This is a genomic window from Arthrobacter sp. YN (assembly GCF_002224285.1).
GTDB lineage: Bacteria > Actinomycetota > Actinomycetes > Actinomycetales > Micrococcaceae > Arthrobacter.
Genome location: NZ_CP022436.1, coordinates 2588280 through 2609172, shown reverse-complemented (window position 1 = coordinate 2609172; position 20893 = coordinate 2588280). Strand labels below are relative to the sequence as shown.

Here is a 20893-nt window from a genome sequence, read left to right as displayed (position 1 = left end):
AGTGGCCCGGATCAGTTCTTCTTGATCAGTTTCAGTTCGGAGTGGAGCGCGCGGATCCCTCGACCACCACATCAAAGCGGCACCTGCCGGTAGGCACGATTTCATCATTCCCGCCCCTTAGCGCCGAGGCTGGAAGCAGGCCCCATCGAAGCGACCAGCCGCGAACGCCGCTAGAGTCATAGAAATGGACAGTGTACTGACAAATTCCCAGCGGCCCGTTCCCGAGGTGCCGGCAACGCCGTCTACCGACCCCGAGGATGGCTTCGTCCGAGTACGGGGAGCACGCGAAAACAACCTCCGCACCGTTGACGTGGACGTGCCCAGGGATGCGATCGTCGCCTTCACCGGCGTCTCCGGATCCGGAAAATCCTCCCTCGCCTTCGGCACCATCTTTGCCGAAGCACAGCGCCGCTACTTCGAATCCGTGGCTCCCTACGCCCGCCGCCTGATCCAACAGGGCCACAACCCCAAGGTGGAGACCATCACCGGGCTGCCACCCGCCGTCGCGCTCCAACAACGCCGCGGCACCGCGACCGCACGTTCCAGCGTGGGCACAGTGACAACCCTCTCCAACTCGCTGCGCATGCTGTTCTCCCGGGCCGGGCGTTACCCGCAAGGCGCCAAGCAACTGGACTCAGACGCATTCTCCCCCAACACCGCCGCCGGAGCATGCCCCGAGTGCCACGGCCTGGGCGTTGCGCACACCGTCAGCGAATCATCCTTGGTTCCCGACCCCTCCCTCAGCATCCGCGACGGCGCCATAGCCGCGTGGCCGGGCGCCTGGCAAGGCAAGAACCTCCGGGACATCCTCACCCACCTGGGCTACGACGTGGACACACCGTGGAAAAAACTGCCGAAAAAGGACCGACACTGGATTCTCTTCACTGAGGAACAGCCGGTGGTGGAAGTGACACCCCAACGCGACCGCGTTGCCAAACCCTACAAAGGACGGTTCTGGAGCGCCAAAAGCTACGTCCTCCACACACTCGCGGACTCCAAGAGCACCACCATGCGGGACCGGGTCCTGCGGTTCATGGAGACCGGCCGATGCCCACGGTGCGACGGCAGCGGACTCAGGCCAGACGCGCTCGCAGTCACCTTCGCCGGAAAGACCATCGCAGAGCTCAACGCCCTGCCAATGACCCAACTGGCAGAGATCATCAGGCCCACCGCCGAGCTCACCGCCGCGGGTACGGCGTCCCGTACCCAGACGTCCGGAGAAAGCAACGAGGTGGCAGTCGCCATCACGCGGGACCTGCTCGCCAGGGTTACCGTGCTCCTGGACCTTGGCCTGGGCTACCTGGCACTGGGGCGCGCAACACCCACGCTCTCCCCCGGCGAGATGCAAAGGCTCAGGATTGCCACGCAGCTGCGCTCCGGGTTGTTCGGCGTCATTTACGTGCTGGACGAACCGTCCGCCGGGCTTCATCCAGCTGATGCCGAACCCCTGCTTGAGGTGCTCAACCAGCTCAAGGCGTCCGGGAACTCGGTGTTTGTTGTGGAGCACAACATGGACTTCGTCCGGGCCGCCGATTGGTTGGTGGATGTCGGACCGCATGCCGGAGAGGGCGGCGGGCAGGTCCTCTACAGCGGTCCCGTGGGCGGTCTGGAAGATGTGCCGGACTCTGTAACCAGGCCCTTCCTTTTCCCTGACGGCAGCAGTGCGGGTAAAGGTGCGGCCCGCTCATGGGATGAATCGCTGGAGCTTCGAGGAATCACCCGGCACAACCTCCGCGGGCTTGCGGTCGATTTTCCCCTGGGTGTACTCACAGCTGTGACGGGCGTTTCCGGCTCGGGTAAGTCCACGTTGGTCAGCCAGGTTCTGGCCGATGTTGTCAGCGCCGAATTGCATCCGGAGTCCACGGACAGCGGGTCGCCCGCCGCGGCAACGGGGACTGCGGCCGTGTCCGGGCTGCACCATCTCGATCGCCTCGTGAAAGTGGACCAGAGGCCCATCGGCCGCACGCCGCGCTCCAACCTGGCCACCTATACGGGCCTTTTCGATGGTGTGCGGAAGGAATTCGCGGCCACTGCCGGCGCCCGCGCCCGGGGTTTCGGTGCAGGAAGGTTCTCGTTCAACGTCGCCGGGGGTCGCTGCGAAACGTGCCAGGGAGAAGGTTTCGTGGCGGTGGAGTTGCTGTTCCTGCCAGGAAGCTACGGCCCTTGCCCCGAGTGCAACGGTTCCCGTTTTAACCCGGAGACCCTGGAAGTTACCTACCGTGGCCGGACGATCGCCGAGGTCCTGGGCATGACCGTTTCGACAGCGTCCGGGTTCCTCTCGGATCTCCCGTCCGTCTCGCGAAGCCTGCAAACTTTGCAGGAAGTCGGACTGGGTTACCTCAGGTTGGGGCAGCCTGCCACGGAGCTGTCCGGCGGCGAAGCCCAACGCATTAAACTCGCCACCGAACTTCAGCGCGTCCAGCGCGGGCACACCCTGTACCTGCTGGACGAACCCACCACGGGATTGCACCCCGCTGACGTGCAGTTGCTGATGAAGCAGCTTCACAGGCTCGTCGACGCCGGCAACACCGTGATCGTGGTGGAGCACGAAATGGCCGTGGTGGCGGACGCAGATTGGGTGATCGATTTGGGTCCCGGCGGCGGCGACGCAGGTGGCAAGGTGATCGCCACCGGCCCGCCCGCCGTCGTCGCGCGCTCAACGGAAAGTCGGACGGCCCCGTACCTGGCTGCCGCGTTCCGGCAGTGAGTCAGCGCCGCGGGATGTTGCGCAGGTTGCTGCGGGCCATGCTCACGGCCTCGCCTGCACCCCGGTTCAGGACCACTTTGGACATGGCAGTAGCAAATCCAATCACCTGGGACCCCGAGATCTTCGGCGGAATGGACAGGGCGTTCGGATCCGTGATGAGCTCCACCAGTGACGGTCCAGGGTGTGCAAACGCCTCCCGGTACGCAGCCTCGATGTCCGCTGGATCCGTGACGCGCACTGCGTGGAAGCCCAACGCCTTGGCAACCCCGGCGTAGTTTGCGTCCGGGACGTCCACGCCGAAGTCAGGGAGCCCGTCCACCAGCATCTCCAGCTTGACCATGCCCAGGGTGGAGTTGTTGAACACCACCACGTTCACGGGCAACTTGTGCGCGGCAACCGTGATGAGCTCACCCAGCAACATGGACAGGCCGCCATCACCGGAGACTGAAACCACCTGCCGGCCGGGATATGCCACTTGCGCACCAATCGCGTGCGGCAGGGCGTTGGCCATGGAGCCGTGAAGGAAGGAACCGATCAGTCGCCGCGTGCCCAACGGGTTGATGTAGCGCGCGGTCCAGACGTTGCACATGCCGGTGTCAGCCGTGAAGATGGCGTCCTCTGCTGCAACCTGGTCCAGCAAGGAGGCAGCGTACTCGGGGTGTATCGGCTGCTTCTTCTCCACTTTGCGGGTGTAGGCGCCCACGGCTTTGTTCATCAGGCGGTCGTGCTTCTTGAGCATCTGATCCAGGAACCGGCGGTTCTTCTTCGCTTGGATCAGTGGCAGCAGCGCTTGAAGGGTTGGCAGGACGTCGCCGTGGACGGCAATATCGACGTCGGTCCGCCGGCCCAGCCGCTGCGCGGCCCGGTCCACTTGGGCTGTCCGGGTATCCGGGAGGAATTGATCGTAGGGGAAGTCGGTACCCAGCAGGATCAGCAGGTCTGCGTCCTCGATGCCCTCCGCTGCAGCACCGTAGCCGAGCAACCCGGTCATGCCAATGTCGAACGGATTGTCGTATTGAACAAAGTCCTTGCCCCGGAGGGAGTGGCCAATGGGAGCTTTGATGAGCTCTGCCAGCGCCATGAGTTCCCTGTGGGCCCCTGCAACGCCGGCACCGGCGAAAACAGCCACCTTATCGGCGTCGTTAATGGCCTTGGCCAAGTCCTGGACGCTCGCAGGATCGGGCACCACTGTTGCGGGCCGGAAGGTGGCAGGCGCCGGCGTGGGGACCGTGGCTTCGAGGCCGGCGATGTCGCCCGGGAGGGTGACCACCGAGACTCCCCTGAGGGCAATGGCGTTCTGGATGGCACTGTGCATGACCCGTGGTGCCTGCTCGGCGGTACTGATCAATTCCGAATACACCGAGCATTCCGTAAACAGCCGGTCCGGATGCGTTTCCTGGAAGAAGCCGCTGCCGATCTGCTTGCTGGGGATATGCGAGGCGATGGCCAGCACCGGGGCTCCAGTGCGGTTGGCATCGTACAGGCCGTTGATCAAGTGCAAATTGCCGGGGCCGCACGATCCTGCGCAGACGGCAAGCCTGCCGGTTAATTGCGCCTCCGCAGCTGCGGCGAAAGCTGCCGCCTCCTCGTGGCGGACATGGATCCAGTCGATGCCTCCCTTCGCCGAACCCCCGGTCTGGCGAACAGCGTCCACGATCGGGTTGAGGCTGTCACCAACGATTCCGTAGATCCGCTGCACGCCGGCAGCCTGGAGTTGTTCGATGAGCTGGGTGGCGAGTTCCTTGGCCATAGTGTGCAGACTCCCTCAGAGGATGGTGGTGGGCTGACATGGCCAAATATAGTCGGATTGCCTTTGCATCGGCTGGATGGCCACTAGGCCGCCAAACGGGTCTCGAAGAGGCGCTCCGCCATGGTCAACAAGTGTTCCGGGACGCAGGTGTCCTCACCGTTGCTTGCATGGCCGAGGAAGATTGCGTCGCCACTGATGGTGTCCTCAACCTGAAGGCCCGCTTCGCGGATCAACACCTCTGCGCGCGGGTTAAGGGGCAGGGGAATGAACTCGGCCTCATCATTCAGGAAAACGTGCCAACCCCTTCCGTTAATTGTCCCGACATTACCTTTTACCAATTTCTGCCGAAGGTCCAGACCATACCCAATCCATTCCAATCCAATGGGTGAAGATATCCGGGCAGGCACAATAAGTGCCAAGACTTTTTGTTTCATTGATGCACTTTCATAACCTCAACGATTAATCCATCACGTCTGATCCGTCCTTGCGAGGACTTGCCGGACCTATGGCTACCTCTGGTTCTTTCGCGGTTTGGAGAAGACGTTTTCGCTACCCTCAGCCTTTGCCCTCTTTTCCGCACGCTTCTCCAATATGGTCTTTCCAGACTTTTTCGACTTTGCTCCGTTTGGGGACTTTCCTGACAATCCAATCACTCCATTCCTAGGTGCTTCACTATCACCATACCTACTTTTAATTTAAACGCCAGTTCTGCAATTCCGGTGGGTGCGGTAACGGCATGGAACCACTTTTTCTTCGATTCCTCTGGCTGGGACAGCCGTTCGTTGCTAGCGTGACCGCATGAGCCCCTCCAAGACCCCCGCGGAGATCCTCGACATTGACGGCGCCGAGGTTCGTGTCTCGAATCCGGACAAAGTGGTTTTCCCGGAACCCGGGCTGACTAAACTCGATCTGGTCCGCTACTACCTTGAGGTGGCAGATGGTGCGCTGAGGGGAGCCGGCGGCCGGCCGATGGTCCTTAAGCGCTTCCCCAAAGGCATCGATGCAGAGCCGTTCTTCCAAAAGCGCGTGCCGGAAAACCATCCGCCGTTCATCGACACAGCTACGCTCCAATACTCCTCCGGAACCTCCGCTGAAGAAACGGTCATCCGGGACGCCGCGGGCTTGGCCTGGGTAGTGAACCTTGGCTGCCTTGACCTCAATCCGCACCCCGTCCGCGCCGAGGACCTGGAGCACCCTGATGAGCTTCGCGTGGACCTCGACCCCATGCCGGGAGTGGATTGGTCACAGATCGTGGATACCGCATACGTCGCGCAAGACGTACTCGACGACGTCGGGTTGGTGGGATGGCCGAAGACGAGCGGTTCGCGCGGGCTTCACATCCTGGTGCGGATCGCGCCGGACTGGTCCTACCGCGAGGTGCGTCTTGCCGCTGAAACCCTGGCCCGTGAGGTGGAGAACCGCGCTCCGGGGCTCGCCACCGCCAGATGGTGGAAAGAGGAACGGGGTGAAAGCGTGTTCGTCGACTTCAACCAGAACGCCAAGGACCGAACCGTTGCTTCCGCCTACTCGGTCCGGTCACTCCCCGATGCCCGCGTCTCAACGCCATTGACCTGGGCAGAAGTACGTTCAGCCCGGCCAAACCAGTTTACGGTCCTCACTGTCCCTGGCCGCTATGCCGATGTGGGTGATCCCCACGCCGGCATCGACCACGCCGTGGGGTCACTCGACGGGCTGCTGGCGTTGGCTGCCGAGCTGGGTCCGGCGGAAAAGGCTCCGCGGAGCGGGGACGGCTCAGGCCGCCGGAGGTCCACGATGCCGCTCATCGAGGTTGCCCGCACCAAAACAAAACCAGAGGCCCTCGCCGCGCTGGAAGAATGGAAAGAACGGCACCCGGACCTCGTCTCCGCCTTGCACCCGGCAGATGTCCTCATTGACGGGATGAGGGGATCCAGTTCGCTCTGGTACAGGGTTCGGGTCAACCTGCAGCACGTTCCTGACAGCGAGCGCCCGCCGCAGCGGGAACTCCTTGCCGACTACGATCCTTGGGCGGGCAAGGCTTGGCCCGGACGGCCCGGGGCCTGACATGCAAGGCCTGTCCGCGTCACTGGTCCTCATCGCAGCGTTGGCAGTTGTAGCTCCCATAGCCGTTGGTCTGCTTGATCCCGTGGTCAAGGTGCCGATCGTGGTCTTCGAAATTGTCCTGGGGATCCTGCTTGGCCCCAGCTTGCTGGGCTGGATCGAATCCACTCCGTTCACTGACACCTTGGCGGATTTCGGGCTGGCAATGCTGTTTTTCGTTGCAGGGAACGAAATCGACTTCACCGCAATCCGCGGGCGCCCGATCAAACGCGCTTCGGCAGGATGGGTGGTCTCCCTGGCAGCCGGAGTCGGCGCAGGCTTTGTGCTGGCTCCCGCTCCCGAGGCCGCCGTCATCATCGGAGTGGCCTTGTGCTCCACAGCATTGGGGACACTGCTGCCCATCATCCGCGATGCCGGCGAATCCACCTCCCCCATCGGCACTGCAGTGGCAGCCTTGGGTGCCGTGGGCGAGTTCGGTCCCCTGATTGCGATTTCGCTGTTCTTCACCGGGAAGCAAGTGGGAACGGCCTCAGTGGTGTTAGTGGGATTTGTCCTCCTGACCGGCGTGTCCATCTTCTTCGCTTCAAAGGCCCGGCACACTCTCTTTCACGCCCAGGTCACCAGGACCCTCCATACCAGCAGCCAGTTCGCCATGCGGTCCATCATGCTGGTCCTCAGCTCGCTGGTTGTCCTGAGCATGGTGCTGGGGCTGGACATGCTGCTTGGCGCCTTTGCGGCCGGCGTCCTCTGGCAGGTGACCATCGCGCGGGCTCCCGAAGCTGACCGACGGGTCATTGAAACAAAAATCGATGCAGTCGCCTTCGGATTCCTGGTGCCCATCTTCTTCATCGATACCGGTATTGATTTTGACCTCGGCGCGCTGACGTCAAGCCCTGCTACCCTCGCTTTGGTCCCGCTGTTCCTGGTCCTCCTGCTGGTCATCCGCGGCCTGCCGTCCTTGCTGGCAGCGCCCCAGGGCTCGTCATGGGCCCATAAGCGGGCAATCCTGCTGTTCGGGGCAACGGGGCTGCCCATCATCGTGGCCGTGACCACCATCGGACGGGAGCAGGGATTCATCACCAGCGGATTCTCCTCCGCTCTTGTAGGCGCCGGAATGCTCTCCGTTCTGCTGTTCCCCCTGTTGGCCCTGCTGCAACTCCAGCACAAGGCCACAACGGCCCCTGCGGCGGCACTACCGTCGGACAGCAGTCCGCACCCAATCCAACAGAAGCACGACGGCGACCTCCCGCCGTCGAGCGCTTCCGGCAGCGGCACCTAGGCGCAGCAAGTGATGGGCCGCAGGGACTCACCATCAGGTTTTGCACACGAACCCAGGCATGCTTAGGGTGGATTCATAAGCTTCCTTAGCTTTAGGGGCGCGTTACCCGCAGCGCTTCTCCCGTAGACAACAGGAGGACCACCATGACTGACCAGTACACGTTCCGAAACCCTGTCACCGCCTACGAGCAGATTTCCCCACCGAAGCAGCACCAACCCGAGCCAGGATTGGACGCCGATTTGACCCCCACAGCGGATCTTGGCGAGGAGACCTACCGCGGAACCGGCCGGCTGCAGGGCCGCAAGGCGATCGTTACCGGCGCGGACTCGGGCATCGGCGCGGCGACGGCCATTGCCTTCGCGAGGGAGGGCGCCGACGTCGTCCTTTCCTACCTGCCCGAAGAGGAAGAAGATGCCGCCCGGATCGCCGGCATCATTGAAGCCGCGGGCCGCAAGGCCGTCAAGGTGCCCGGCGACCTTAAAGATTCCGCTATGTGCCAGGAAATAGTGGACACCGCCGTCGCCGTCCTCGGCGGAGTGGACATCCTGGTCAACAACGCAGGCAAGCAAGTGGCACAGGAAGACCTCGCAGACATCACCGATGAGCAATTCGACCACACACAGAAGACCAATGTGTACGCCATGTTCTGGCTGACCAAGGCTGCCCTGCCCCACCTGCCCGCCGGTTCAACCATTATCAACACCACATCGATCCAGGCCTACAACCCTTCGCCCACACTGGTGGACTATGCAACCACCAAGGCCAGCATTAACAATTTCACCAAGGGCCTGGCCCAACAGCTCGCCCCCAAGGGCATCCGCGTCAACGCGGTGGCACCCGGCCCCATCTGGACCCCGCTGCAGGTGAGCAGCGGCCAGCCCAAAGAGGCCTTGCCGGAGTTCGGACACTCCACTCCCCTGGGCCGCGCCGGCCAGCCGGCGGAGCTTGCCCCGGCGTACGTGTTCCTTGCTTCGCCCGAATCCAGCTACGTAGTTGGCGAAACCCTCAACGTCAACGGTGGCAGCCCCACGCCCTAGCCGGGAACCTGCAGCTGCCTGGCTGACGTGGTGGGAATGGACTCGTCCTCAAGCTCTGCCCTTGAGGATCATGTGCCAGTAGACCTGGGGGAACATGATGCGGTCCACCCACCACGACACCCGGCTTTCCTTCCACGTGGGCACTTTCGGGATGGTAGGCATGGGGCGATAGTGGTCGTCGAATTCAGCGAAGACCACCGTGGTGCGCGAAACAGTGAAGGGGCATACGGAGTAGCCGTCGTACTTCATCGCGGGCGTTTTTCCCTGGCGGACCGCTACGAGGTTCTTCGCCAGCACCTTGGTCTGCTTGCGTAGCGCACCGCCGGCCTTGGAGTTGGTGGTGGCTGCAGCGTCGCCCAGAGCCCACACGTTGGAGTGGCGGACGTGGCGCAACGTTTCGGTGTCCACCTGGACGAATCCGTCCTGCCGCCCAGGGGCTGGAAGATCCGTAGCTTTGAGCCACTCCGGCGCAGACTGGGGCGGGACGGCGTTCAGGACGTCGTACGTCAGGTCCTCAGTGGTGTTGGTGACATTGTTGCGGATGGTCGCTTGCCTGCCGACAGCGTCCACGGCCACCAATTCGCTGTTCGTCCGGAGCTCAATGCCGTATTCAGCAATTTTCCGCTCAAGCTCCCTGTCCACCTCGGGGATGCCAAAAACGGTGGGATAGGGCTGCACCATCACCACCCGGATCTTGTCCAGGACACCTTGCTCCCGCCAGTAGTCACACGCCAGGTACATCGGTTTCTGGCTGGCACCCCCACATTTAACGGGTCCTGATGGCATGGTAAAAACCACTGTGCCGGACCGCACACTGCTCAGAAGTGACCAGACCTTGGGTGCGAGCTCGAATTCGTAGTGGGACGCTCCGTACGGGGAATGGACAGCCTCGGCCAAGCCCGGCACTGAATCCCATCGGTACTGGAGCCCGGGACACACCACCAGGTGTTGATAGCCAACGGTGCTGCCTGAGGCCAGCACCACCGTGTTGGCCGTGGTGTCCACGTCCACCGCATGGTCTTTGATCCAGGCGACTCCCTTGGGCATCACGGATGCCTGGCTGCGGGTAGCTTCCTTGACCGCAGCCCTGCCGCCGGCGATGTGGGAGAACAGAGGCTGATAGAGGTGATGGTCCTTGGGTTCAATGAGGCCAATATTCTTGACCCCGTACCTGGTCAGCCGGGCCGCGAGCGAGACTCCCGCATTGCCCCCGCCGATGATGGCTACATCGTGTTGATGGGACATATCGCTAGTTCTTTTCGGTCAAAGCGGCGGCTTTGTGCGCCGCCCGTGCGCCGGTTTTGTCTGATTCCACCACGAATTGCGGCTCGTCTTCCGTGGCTCGGTGGGTGTTGCCGTCCAGAACGAAGTCGCTGGTCTTCTTCTCCACAATCTTTCCGTGCGTCTTGCCTTGGGAGGTATTCCACTCCACGCGCGTTCCCTTGCCCAGTGCCATGTCCGCTCCAATGTGTGGTGTTCAGCTCTGACTTCAAGCGCTCCACAATAGTAAGCATGATGATCTTTTTCGCGGAACCCTCCTGCGACCGTTGGTGGAGGCAGGATCAGCCGGGCGGGTCTTGGCCGACGAGACCGTCCACTGATTCGCGGATAAGGTCTGCATGGCCATTGTGCCGGGCGTATTCCTCAATCATGTTCAAGAGGATATAGCGCAGGCAGGCAACTCGATGTCCGGACGGGATGCGATGCTGCCTTGCCGGGACGGGCCGCCTTCTGCCATAGCTGCTTCGAACAACACCCGGGAACGGGCAACAGCGTCACGCCACCTTTCATACAACTCCTCCGGCGAGTCCCCGGCAGCGGAGTTCCAGTCCCAGTCGGGGTCAGCGTCCCAATCAATGGAGTTCCACGGGGGCAGTTGCCTGCGGCCATGAAGCCACTCGGTGGACATATCGTCCTCGAAACGGGCCAGGTGCTTGAGCAGCCCGCCCAAAGTCAACGACGACGGTGCATGCCGGGCGCTAAGGCTGTCCCGGTCAAGCCCGCCTGTCTTCCAGGCGAACGTCGCCCTCTGCCGTTCAAGGAAGCCAAGCAGGGTGGCGGCTTCATCGCCGTCCAGCGGAGGCTCGGCGTTGACCGGTTCGGTAATGGCTGCTTGATCGTTCACAGCGACTCTCCTCGTGATTCATCCGGAAGGAGTTCCCTGCTCCCGGTCGCGTGGCCCTGCCGACGCAGCGGATTTTCTGGTAATCAGCCACGTGATGAACCAGAGCACAACACCAATGGCCATGAGCCCGCCGGCCACCTGGTACTGGATGGGGTTCCTGCCCACCCAGGGACCAGCAAGGAAGGCGCAGAGGATGGCGGCCACCCATGGCAACTGACCGGGCGAGGTGAAAAACACCTTGCGGTCCGGGTCCCTCTTGCGGCGGAGCACCACGCACGCCACGTTGACCACAGTGAAGACGCACAACAGCAGAAAAGCGGTTGTCCCCGAAAGGTTGGCCACGATGTTGCTGTCCGGATCGATGCTGACGTACCAGATCAGTCCCAAAGCCAGCACGGTGGAGAAAGTAATGCCGGCCCACGGTGAACGGCGTCCGGGCAACACCTTGCCCAGGCCGCGGGGCAGGACATGCTGGCGGGCCATCCCATAGATCAGCCGGCTCGCCATCAGCATGTTGATCAAGGCGGTGTTGGCCACTGCGAAGACTGCCAGGAACGGAAAGATCTTATCGATCGGGAAATCCGGGGAGCCCTTGTGGACGACCTCGAGGAGCGCCGCCCCTTCGGATTCCCTGATCTCCCCCAATTCGGTGGGCGACAACACACTGACAACAGACACCGCTACCAGCATGTAGAGCAACACCGCGATGCCGAGGCCTGTCAACATGGTTCGGGGAAAGATGCGCTCCGGGTTCTTGGTCTCCTCCACCATGTTCACCGAGTCTTCGAATCCAACCATGGCAAAAAAGGCAATGGACGTGGCGGCCGTAACAGCCAGGAACAACCCCTTGTCCTGGTAATCGGTGAACACCGTGATTTCTTGAATGTTTCCTGTTCCCTGCGCCATCACGAAGAACCCGACGCCGATCACAATGCACAGGGCGAGTACCTCAACGGCGGTCAGCACCACATTGAACTTCACGCTTTCGCCAACCCCGCGGAGGTTAATCACTGCCAGCAACACCATGAAGGCCATGGCGACCAGCGTGATCATTCCTTTGTCCGGCGCGCCCATCCACCCGTTGACCTCCAGGCCCCCGAACAGATTCTGGGCGAGGACATTCGCGGATGTTGACGCGCTGGTGATGCCGGAACACACCACGGCGAACGCCACAAGGAACGTGACAAAGTGAATCCCGAATGCCTTGTGCGTATACAGGGCTGCACCCGCCGCCTGAGGGTACTGCGTCACCAGTTCCAAGTAGGAAAAAGCCGTCAGCGTCGCCACGATGAAGGCCAGAAGGAACGGCAGCCAGACAATGCCGCCCACTGTCCCTGCCATCGTCCCGGTGACCGCGTAAACACCCGCTCCGAGAATGTCGCCCACGATGAAGAGGAGCAGGAGTTTGGGTCCCAGAACCCGCTTGAGTTGTGGTTCTTCGTCCGGGGGTGAAGCTTGGTAGATGTCGTCGGATGTGGTGCTCATGGTTGACCTCCACGGCGGATACACGGTTCCCTGATCGTGTTCGTGACCTGACGTAACCCACTGTGAGCCTGTCCGTTGACTTTGGCAACACCGTCGGACCCGAAAACCTGCCCTTCCGCAGACTCGCGCGCGTGCAATATTCTGGGCCCACCAGCCTGCGGCGGACGACGGAGAGCGGGCGGCGGGCCGAATAAAACCGACAGCTCCGAAAGGACCATCCATGCTGATTTGCGCTGCCTGTGCGGTGGAACGTGATGAACCCGTTCCCGAGGTCTGCCCCATCTGCGCCGACGAACGGCAGTACGTCCCTGAGGACGGGCAGCAGTGGCTCAGCCTTGACCAGCTCAGGACGGCCGGCCAGCGGATATCGTTCTCAGAAAACGAGCCAGGTCTCCTCGGCATCAGCACCGACCCGAAGGTGGGCATCGGCCAGACAGCCCAGCTGGTGGTGACGTCGCAGGGCTCGTTGCTCTGGGATCCGGTGGGCTACATCGACGACGACGCTGTGAACGCGGTGCTGGAGCACGGACCTGTGCTGGCGATCGCCGCCAGCCATCCCCACATGTTCGGCGTGCAGGTCGAATGGTCGCGGCGGCTGGGCGGCGCCCCGGTATGGGTGGCTGAGGCAGACCGCCAATGGCTGGGACGCGATGATCCCAACATGGTCTACTGGTCTGGGAGCACGTCGATCGCGGGCGGGCTGACCCTGCACCAAACCGGCGGACACTTTCCCGGCAGCGCCGTGGCGCACTGGGCGGCCGGAGCAGCCGGCATGGGGGTTCTGCTGACCGGTGACAGCGTGTTTCCCAATCCGGATCGCCGCTCCATCTCCTTCATGCGTAGCTACCCGAACCGCTTGCCGCTGTCCGGAGCCGTGGTGTCGCGGATCGCCGCGCAGTTGGACACCCTTGAGTTCGATCGCATCTACGGTAATTTCAACAACGTCATAGCGTCCGGAGCCAAAGTCGTTCTGCACGATTCCGCTGAACGGCATGCGGCCTGGGTGCGGGGAGACTTTGATCATCTGACGTGAATTGCCGCTAGGGGCAGTCCTCATCTTTTTCAGGTGCAGTCCCCTGCAGGGAATCGCCGCCGAGACCAAGTCTTTGCTGTGCTGGTGCTGCGGGTCAGCGAAGAACTTGTCGGTGTCGGTGAGTTCCACCAACCGCCCTTGGTAGAGGACGGCGACGCGCTGGCACATGTGGCGCACCACGTCCATGTCGTGGGTGATCATCATCAGGGACAGTCCCCGCTCGCGGTGAAGGCGTTGCAGCAGGTCAAGGATGGTTCTTTGTGTCAGCGCATCCAGCGCGGACGTTGCTTCGTCGCAAATGAGCACTTCCGGCTCCATCAGGAGCGCCCTTGCGATGGTGACCCGCTGCAACTGGCCGCCGGAGCATTGGCCCGGGCGCCTGTCCAACAGCCTGGGTTCCAGTTCAACCTCTGTCATGGCGTCGTGCAGCCGCCGGGTTCTCTCGCTCGACGGGAGCCCCCGTGGCAAGGGTGCTTCCAGGCTGGCACGGAGCGTCATGCGGGGGTCGAAGGCGTCATGTGGTTCCTGGAACACCAGTTGAACGGCAGTCGGATCGGTAAGACGGTCTGCCGACAGAGCCCGGGTGATGCTGCCGCTGCTGATTCCGTCCAGACCAACGATGGCCCGGGCAAGGGTGCTTTTCCCGGACCCTGACTGGCCGAGCACCCCCAGGATCTCACCCTTTTTCAGCTCGAGGGAAACAGCATCCAGTGCCGGACTGCGACCCCGCCGGCTGCGGCCGAAATTCTTCACCACGCTGTTCAGGGTGAGGACGCTCCGCTCTGGGTGCACCTGCTTCACAGTCCCTGATGGCAGGAGGTTCGATGCTTCCAAAAGCTTTTGCGTGTACGGAATCTTCGGACTTCCCAGCACTTCCTCAGTGGTGCCCGACTCCACGATCTTCCCTGCGTCCATCACCAGGACGCGGTCTGCGAAGGCCGCAACAGAGGCAAGGTTGTGCGTGATGTAGAGAATCCCCAGACCACGCTGGCTCCGTTCGCGGTCCAGCAACTGCAGGATCTGGCGTTCCAGGACCTTGTCCAAAGCGGACGTCGGTTCGTCAGCAAGCAGGATTCCAGGCTGGCCCGCCAGGGCCATGGCTGTCATGGCACGCTGGGCCATGCCACCGGAAAGTTGGTGCGGGTAGGCCCGGGCGCCCCACTGTGGATCCTCGAACCCCACTTCAGCCAGCAGCTCCAGCACCTTCGCCTCCGCACCCTTGCCGCGCAGGCCTGCATGGAGTCGGAGGGGTTCACCTAGATGGGCACGGATGGTCTTGCTGGGGTTGAACATTTTCTTGGGCTGCTGGAACAGCATCCCCAGCCGGCCACCCCGGATGCGGTTCAGTTCAGTTTCAGGGGCACGGGTCACATCGACGGAGCCCACATGGATGGACCCCGAGGCGATCCGCAATTGCTGCGGCAGCAACTGCAGGACGGAGCGGGCAGTCATGGTTTTGCCCGACCCCGAACCTCCCACGAGCGCTACGAACTCACCGGGATGCACTGCCAGGCTCACACCGGAAAGAACCGGGCGCCCTGCGTCTGCGCCCACCACCGTCAGGTTCTCGATAACCAGTTCAGGCATGCTGGCCCTCCACCACCAGGACATCCACCGGGTCCGCTGCCCGCCGTGATGTCCGCTGACCGATCAGCGTTACACACAGGGCAACCAGGAAGATGGTGAGGCCCGGTGCAATGATCCCCAGGGCGCCCGCTCCGCGTAGGGCTGGGCCGCTGCCACCATGGAACCCCAGTCAGACTGTGGCGGTTGAACGCCCAGCCCGAGGTAGGACAGGGCTCCCACGCTGATCAGGAGCTGCCCGAAACGGAGTGTCGCTTGCCCCAGCATCGGGGCTGCGAGGTGCGGGATGATGTGACGGAAGACAATGAACGACGGCGAACAGCCCACCACGCGCGCTGCTTCGACGAATCCGCGTGCAGAGACGTCATAGGCCAACGTCCGCGCCAGGCGGGCAAAGGGCGTCCACCCGGTCACGGTCAGCGCGACCAGCAGGGACGTGAAGCCTGTGCCCATGGCAGCGACGATGAACAACGCCACCACCATCTCCGGCAGCGCCAACAACACATCATTGGTACGGGTGAAGAGTTCGTCTACCCAGCCCTTCCGCCGCGCGCTGAGCACACCGACCACCAAACCAATGATTCCGGTCAGGACCGTGGCCAGTGCCGCCACCACCAAAGAGAACCGACCGCCGTCGAGCAAGCGGCTGAGCGTATCCCGCCCAAGGTGGTCCGTCCCCAACCAGTGTGTGGCACTGGGTGGCGCGAGCCGTGCAGCGAGGTTCTGATCGTCCGGTGGAAAAGGCGCCAGCCACGGCGCAGCCGCCACGGCGGCGACTATCAGGACGAGAATAACGACGGCGGCGCCGTCGAACACTGACCGCTTACGCAAGGGCGCCACTCACCTTTGGGCTCAGAATCCGGTGCAGGAAGTCCGCGAGAGTGGTGATGGCGACGGCCAAAGCCACCACGACCACCACGCCTCCCTGCGCCAAGGGGATGTCACTGTTGACCACGGCGTCGTAGAGAAGACGTCCCATGCCGGGGATCGCGAAGATGACCTCCACGATGACCGAACCTCCCAGAAGTCCCGCGAACCACACCGCGAACAACGTGGACAACGGAACCAGGCCGTTGGGAACAACGTGCCGCAGGACAGTTTGCACGTGGCTAAGGCCGCGGGCCCGGGCAGCGGGAATGTGCTCCGCCTCGAGGGCATCGATCATGCCCGAGCGGACCGCTGAGGTGAAGAAGCTGATGGGCCGGAGGGACAGCGTGGCGGCCGGCAGGACAATGGACGAGGCCGTGTTCCACCCCGCAGAGGGCAGCCAGGCAAGCTTGAGGGCAAAGACCAGCACCAGCAGTGGTGCCAACCAGTATTCCGGCATGGCAATGAAGGACTGCGTGACAGTGGTGATCAGTTTGTCGGTTTTGCTGCCTTGCTTCAGTGCCGCCACAATCCCCAGGGGCAAGGAGACCACCACGGCCGTGCCCAAAGCCACCAGTACAAGGCTGAGGGTGATCCCCAAGGCCGGCAGCACCTGATCAATCACGGGTGTACGGCTGATGTGCGACAAACCCATGTCTCCCGTGAAGAAGTCACCCAGCCACCGCAGATATTGGTTGGGAAGTGGATCGTTGAGCCCCAGGCTTTCCGCCAGTGCCTGAACGGTGGCTTCGTCCACCACATCCCCGGCCACACGGGAGCGAATGATTTTCCGGACCGGATCGCCTGGGGTCACGTAAGGAATCAGGAAGACGGCGAAAGACGACAGCAGGACGGCGACCACCAGGGTCGCCGTCCGCTTCGCAAGGAACGTGATCATACGTGCTTCGGTTGTCTCAGCCCGTTGTCAGGAGCCGGCCTTGGCCGTTTGCGCGGTCAGGACGTAACGGGACAACGGGTCCTGGACGTAGGACAGGACGTTGCTGCGGACAGCGTCCGTGGCTTGTTCATTGACCAGCCACAGGTTCACGGCTTGGTCGTTCAGGAGTTGACCGGCCTTGCCATACAGCTTGTACCGTTCCTCAGTGTTGGAGGTCCGGGCAGCTTCTGTGATGAGTGCGTCGTACTCTTCGTTGCAGAAGTGGCTCAGGTTGTATGTGCCCTTGCAGGAGTAGTCGGCCGTCAGGAAGCCAATGGGATCGGCGATGTCAATCAGCCGGTTGCGCTGGCTCAGGATCATGTCATAGTTGCCGGCCAGAACGTCGGGTTCAGCCGAGGCGTATTCCTTGGCCTGAATGGTCACCGGAACTCCGATGTCCTTGAGGTTGTCCTGAATCACTGTTGCTACGTCGGCGAACTCCGTCCGCTCCACGATGGCGATGATCTCCAGCGGCTTGTCCGCGGTGTAGCCGGCATCGGCCAGGAGCTTCTTCGCCTCGTCCAGGTTCTGCTTGGGCGTCTTGGCTTCGCTGGACGCCCATGGTTCGGAGGGTGCGAAGGGGCCAACTGCAGGCAACGCCGCACCTTCGTAGACGCTGGCAGCCAGGGCTTCCAGGTCCAGAGCGGACCGGAGTGCCTTGCGGAAATCCACGTTGTTGAAAGGTGCCCGGCCGTTGTTCATGTACAAAGTGGCCGTGCGGGGCGAATCTGCCTTCAGGACGGATACATCGGGTGCACTTTCAAGCGTGGACAGTGCGGAGGCCGGAATGGACAAGGAAATGTCGGCCTCGCCGGTTTGTACTTGCGCGGCCCGGGTAGCGCCATTGGTGATGAAGCGGACTTCAGCGCCAGCCAACTGCACCTTTCCGCCCCAGTAATTCTCGTTGCGGTCCAAGGTCAAGGACTGCTTCGCCTTCTCAGACACTGGTGTGAACGGGCCCGTGCAGTGACCGAAGGGATTAACCGTGGCACCGGCATAGGCGGCAGGCGCGAGGATGCCCGTGTTGACGCTCGCCAAGCGGAACGGCACCAACGGATTCTCCACCGGCGTGGTGACGCGAACGGTCTTGGCGTCCGTTGCCTGAACTCCGCTGACAATGCTCGGGCTGAACGCCCTTGCAGGTACCTTGGCCTTAAGGACTGAGTTCAGTGAAGCGGCGACGGTCTCTGCGGTGAGATCGGTACCGTCCTGGAACTTCACGCCTTCACGGATGGTGAAGTCCCACTCAAGTGGTGAGACCTGCTTCCACTCAGTTGCCAGGAACGGGACCACTTTGCCCTGGGCTGAGTCATATTTGGTCAGGGTTTCCAGGCAGCCGGACAACGACAGAATGTACGCGGCGTCGGACTCCAGCGCCCAGTTGGCCACGGGGGCCCGGAAGTTATCCACGACGATGCGCTGGTTGGTATCGGCCACCTTCTCGGTGGTGCCTGCCTGTCCACCGCTAAGACCACAACCGGTCAGGGAAAGAAGTGCAGCGACCCCAAGGGCTGCTGTGGAACGGCTGAGTGTACGCAAAGGGAACCACCTGCGGTGTATGCCCGGAACGGGAGGGCATGGGGAAAATGGAGACTATTTAGGTTAGCCTTACCTCGGCGCAACAGCAAAAACAGGATGCTTCGCAGATGCGTCACAATGTGCCTGGCATCACCCGTCAGCCCAATAATCCGCTCGCTACGGCATCCTGCGCGCAGGTTCAGCCTTCCCGGGCTTTTCGGGTAGCCGCGTCATTGGCTTTCTGCAGTGCCTGGACCAGCTCATCCTTGTTCATGGTTGAACGGCCCTTGATGTCCAGCTCGCGGGCCCGCCGGTAGAGATGCTCCTTGGAAGCGTTGGCGTCGACTCCGCCCGCAGTGGGCTTATCCGAGCTGAGCCCTTCCGCCGCGTGGTCATCGGAAGGTCCACTTTCCTCTTTGGGTTCCCAATGGTCGCCTACCTTCTCGTAGCTGTGCTTCAGCGACGCGAAAGCCGTGCGGGCGGCCCTGCTCTCATCGCCGTCATAGGAATCCATTGCCGAGTCGTAGGTCTTGGCAAATGTGTCCTGGGCCTTCTGGTCCGAGCGTTGAAGAGTCGTTGGCAACTCGTCTTTCCGGGCATGATCGTTCTTGCCGGTCTTGGGCATGGCACTCACACTCCTGATCCAGGGAACAACTTAAGCATGTGACAACAGACGCATAGATGCTCGTCCAGCCTACTAAAGGGCCGGAATTGATGGGGGCGTAGGGTGGGATGAGGACGAAAGGAGCACTTCATGAAGAAAATCCTCATGGTACTTACCAGCGTTTCCGAGCTCGGCGACACGGGAGAGAAGACCGGCTACAACGTAGCTGAGGCCGCACATCCCTGGAAGGTCTTCAAAGACTCAGGCCACTTCGTCGATTTTGCTTCCATCAAAGGAGGCCAGCCTCCGCGCGACGAAGTGGATGCGGACGATCCCATCCAGGTTGCCTTTACCCAAGACGAGACAACGCGCGCCGGGCTGTACAACACCGCCCGCGTCGACGTCGTGGATCCCTCTCAGTACGATGCCATCTACCTCGTGGGCGGCCACGGCACCATGTGGGACTTCCCGGACAGCGAAGGCCTGCAGAATCTGGTGGCCAGCGTCTACAACGCCGGTGGCCTGGTGGGTGCCGTCTGCCACGGGCCGGCCGGCCTTTTGAACGTAGAACTGGACAACGGATTCCGGCTGGTCGAGGGCCGCGACGTAGCCGCGTTCACCAATGACGAAGAAGTGGCTGCAGGGAAAGACAAGATCATTCCGTTCTTCCTGGCGGACCGGCTTGAGGAACAGGGGGCCCGCCACGTCTCCGCAGGGGTCTTCGAGGAGAAGGTAGCGGTGGACGGCCGATTGGTTACCGGCCAGAACCCCGCCTCGGCCGCCGGCGTGGCCAAGGAAATGGAAAAGCTCTTCGCCGAAGTCATCCACCAGGAAAAGGCAGAAGAGCAACACGAGGCAGAAGCAGTGCGCGCGGAGAAGGACGCCGAGAAAAGCGCCCGGAAGGCTGAGGCCGACGCCGACCACTAGTTACAAGTAGTCGCGCCCCCGTTCGCGGGCAATTTCCACGAGCGTGGAGTGGAATGCCACTTCGGCGGGGGCGTAGACCTTGTCCTGGCGCTGGGCCAGAAGTACCCGACGCAAAGGAGCGTCCGGGCCCAGACTGAGGACGCGGACGTCGGGATGCTGCAGTGCAACAGCCGTCTTAGGCACCATTGCCACGCCCATGCCCACGCTGACCATGGCCTGCGCCTCCTGGTAGTCGTTGGCCAGGAACCCGATGTTTGGTTCAAAGCCTGCATCGTGGGCAGATCGCTGAAGCACTTCCACTACCGGATGGGCTTCAGCGCGCACTATCCATGACTCCTTCCGGAGGTCACCCATGCTTACTTCATCACGGTCAGCCAAGGGGTGTCCCTTGGCCACCAGAATCACCGTGCTCTCCTGGAAGACCTCAGTGATGCGGATGGACTCATCACTGAACCGGTTCCAAGGGTAATCCCACAGCAAACACAGTCCGGTTGCCCCGGATTCAAGGTCCGAGACCAACTCATCGAAGCGGGCACTGCGCACGGAAAGTCCAATGGCGGGGTAACGCTTTTTGAATGCCCTGATGACAAGCGGGAGAAACGATCCCGCCAGCGTGGGAAAAGTACCAACGGTCAGTGACCCGCGGCGCAGGCCCGCGATCTGATCCAGGTCCGCGCGGGCCGCCCGCATCTGCCCAACGATCTTCCGCGCGTGCCCTGCCAGTATCTGGCCTGCCTCGGTGGGGACTACGCCGCGCGAACGGCGGTTGAGGAGAGGCTGGCCAACTTCCTGCTCGAGCTTGCGCAACTGCTGCGAGACGGCCGACGGCGTATACATCATGGTGTCGGCCGCAGCGGTGATGGAGCCCTGCTCAACCACTTCCACCAGAAGCGCGAGGCGCCGAATATCGAATAATTCGGGGTTTTCTTCGTTAAGCATGCGTTCATGCTCCTGTCCAAGTGGTTCATTCACTGTATTTCCCGGAGGCCTAGCCGTCATG

The 20893-nt window shown here is 62.3% G+C and carries 18 protein-coding genes and 1 pseudogene; 6 read left to right on the top strand and 13 right to left on the bottom strand.

Annotated features, from left to right (window positions below; all coding sequences use genetic code 11):
* The first annotated feature begins 184 nt into the window (after positions 1-184).
* On the top strand, positions 185-2707 hold the full coding sequence (gene uvrA, locus CGK93_RS11760; protein WP_089594983.1) for an excinuclease ABC subunit UvrA: 2523 nt from the start codon (positions 185-187) through the stop codon (positions 2705-2707).
* Between the two features lies 1 nt (position 2708).
* Here uvrA and CGK93_RS11755 read toward each other — a convergent pair whose 3' ends face one another.
* On the bottom strand, positions 2709-4457 hold the full coding sequence (locus tag CGK93_RS11755) for a pyruvate dehydrogenase (RefSeq protein ID WP_089594982.1): 1749 nt from the start codon (positions 4455-4457) through the stop codon (positions 2709-2711).
* An 83-nt stretch (positions 4458-4540) separates the two neighbouring features.
* A complete protein-coding gene (locus CGK93_RS11750) occupies positions 4541-4891 on the bottom strand; it encodes a DUF3846 domain-containing protein (RefSeq protein WP_089594981.1) in 351 nt (116 codons plus the stop codon).
* Between the two features lie 364 nt (positions 4892-5255).
* On the opposite strand from CGK93_RS11750, the gene ligD reads away from it, so the two are divergent.
* The 3 genes from ligD (at position 5256) to CGK93_RS11735 (ending at position 8813) form a co-directional block, all read left to right on the top strand.
* On the top strand, positions 5256-6500 hold the full coding sequence (gene ligD, locus CGK93_RS11745; RefSeq protein ID WP_089594980.1) for a non-homologous end-joining DNA ligase: 1245 nt from the start codon (positions 5256-5258) through the stop codon (positions 6498-6500).
* Between the two features lies 1 nt (position 6501).
* On the top strand, positions 6502-7776 hold the full coding sequence (locus tag CGK93_RS11740) for a cation:proton antiporter (protein ID WP_089594979.1): 1275 nt from the start codon (positions 6502-6504) through the stop codon (positions 7774-7776).
* A gap of 143 nt (positions 7777-7919) precedes the next feature.
* Entirely contained in the window at positions 7920-8813 is an 894-nt protein-coding gene (locus CGK93_RS11735; RefSeq protein WP_089594978.1) for a glucose 1-dehydrogenase, read from the top strand.
* Positions 8814-8861: 48 nt separating this feature from the next.
* Here the strand turns inward: CGK93_RS11735 and CGK93_RS11730 are convergent, their stop codons facing one another.
* From CGK93_RS11730 to CGK93_RS11715, 5 genes are all read right to left on the bottom strand, one after another.
* A complete protein-coding gene (locus tag CGK93_RS11730) occupies positions 8862-10058 on the bottom strand; it encodes an NAD(P)/FAD-dependent oxidoreductase (RefSeq protein ID WP_089594977.1) in 1197 nt (398 codons plus the stop codon).
* Between the two features lie 4 nt (positions 10059-10062).
* Positions 10063-10269: a DUF2945 domain-containing protein gene (locus CGK93_RS11725; protein WP_089594976.1), complete on the bottom strand. Its 207-nt coding sequence runs from the start codon at positions 10267-10269 to the stop codon at positions 10063-10065.
* Between the two features lie 106 nt (positions 10270-10375).
* Positions 10376-10477, bottom strand: a complete 102-nt coding sequence (locus tag CGK93_RS24495; RefSeq protein ID WP_442857045.1) for a mycothiol transferase — start codon at positions 10475-10477, stop codon at positions 10376-10378.
* A complete protein-coding gene (locus tag CGK93_RS11720; RefSeq protein WP_332460043.1) occupies positions 10468-10938 on the bottom strand; it encodes a mycothiol transferase in 471 nt (156 codons plus the stop codon). Before CGK93_RS11720 ends, CGK93_RS24495 begins: the two co-directional genes overlap by 10 nt.
* An 18-nt stretch (positions 10939-10956) precedes the next feature.
* Positions 10957-12423 carry an APC family permease gene (locus CGK93_RS11715; RefSeq protein ID WP_089594975.1) on the bottom strand — a complete coding sequence of 489 codons (1467 nt, stop codon included), beginning with the start codon at positions 12421-12423 and terminating at the stop codon, positions 10957-10959.
* Positions 12424-12643: 220 nt separating this feature from the next.
* On the opposite strand from CGK93_RS11715, the gene CGK93_RS24100 reads away from it, so the two are divergent.
* Positions 12644-13456 (top strand): hydrolase, encoded by an 813-nt coding sequence (locus tag CGK93_RS24100; protein ID WP_089597412.1) that lies wholly within the window; start codon positions 12644-12646, stop codon positions 13454-13456.
* Between the two features lie 12 nt (positions 13457-13468).
* Here CGK93_RS24100 and CGK93_RS11705 read toward each other — a convergent pair.
* The 5 genes and pseudogenes from CGK93_RS11705 to CGK93_RS11685 form a co-directional block, all read right to left on the bottom strand.
* Positions 13469-15043, bottom strand: a pseudogene (locus CGK93_RS11705) (ATP-binding cassette domain-containing protein); the annotation flags it as partial.
* Positions 15044-15112: 69 nt separating this feature from the next.
* Positions 15113-15871, bottom strand: coding sequence for an ABC transporter permease (locus tag CGK93_RS11700; RefSeq protein ID WP_232481287.1), 759 nt, complete (start codon positions 15869-15871; stop codon positions 15113-15115).
* Positions 15864-16805, bottom strand: a complete 942-nt coding sequence (locus CGK93_RS11695; RefSeq protein WP_089594974.1) for an ABC transporter permease — start codon at positions 16803-16805, stop codon at positions 15864-15866. The genes CGK93_RS11700 and CGK93_RS11695 overlap by 8 nt, the downstream gene beginning before the upstream one ends.
* A 27-nt stretch (positions 16806-16832) precedes the next feature.
* A complete protein-coding gene (locus CGK93_RS11690) occupies positions 16833-18383 on the bottom strand; it encodes an ABC transporter substrate-binding protein (RefSeq protein ID WP_198318212.1) in 1551 nt (516 codons plus the stop codon).
* A 178-nt stretch (positions 18384-18561) separates the two neighbouring features.
* Positions 18562-18987: a ChaB family protein gene (locus CGK93_RS11685; protein WP_089594972.1), complete on the bottom strand. Its 426-nt coding sequence runs from the start codon at positions 18985-18987 to the stop codon at positions 18562-18564.
* Positions 18988-19116: 129 nt separating this feature from the next.
* On the opposite strand from CGK93_RS11685, the gene CGK93_RS11680 reads away from it, so the two are divergent.
* Entirely contained in the window at positions 19117-19893 is a 777-nt protein-coding gene (locus CGK93_RS11680) for a type 1 glutamine amidotransferase domain-containing protein (RefSeq protein ID WP_089594971.1), read from the top strand.
* Here the strand turns inward: CGK93_RS11680 and CGK93_RS11675 are convergent, their stop codons facing one another.
* Positions 19894-20832 carry a LysR family transcriptional regulator gene (locus tag CGK93_RS11675; RefSeq protein ID WP_089594970.1) on the bottom strand — a complete coding sequence of 313 codons (939 nt, stop codon included), beginning with the start codon at positions 20830-20832 and terminating at the stop codon, positions 19894-19896.
* Positions 20833-20893: the final 61 nt, after the last annotated feature.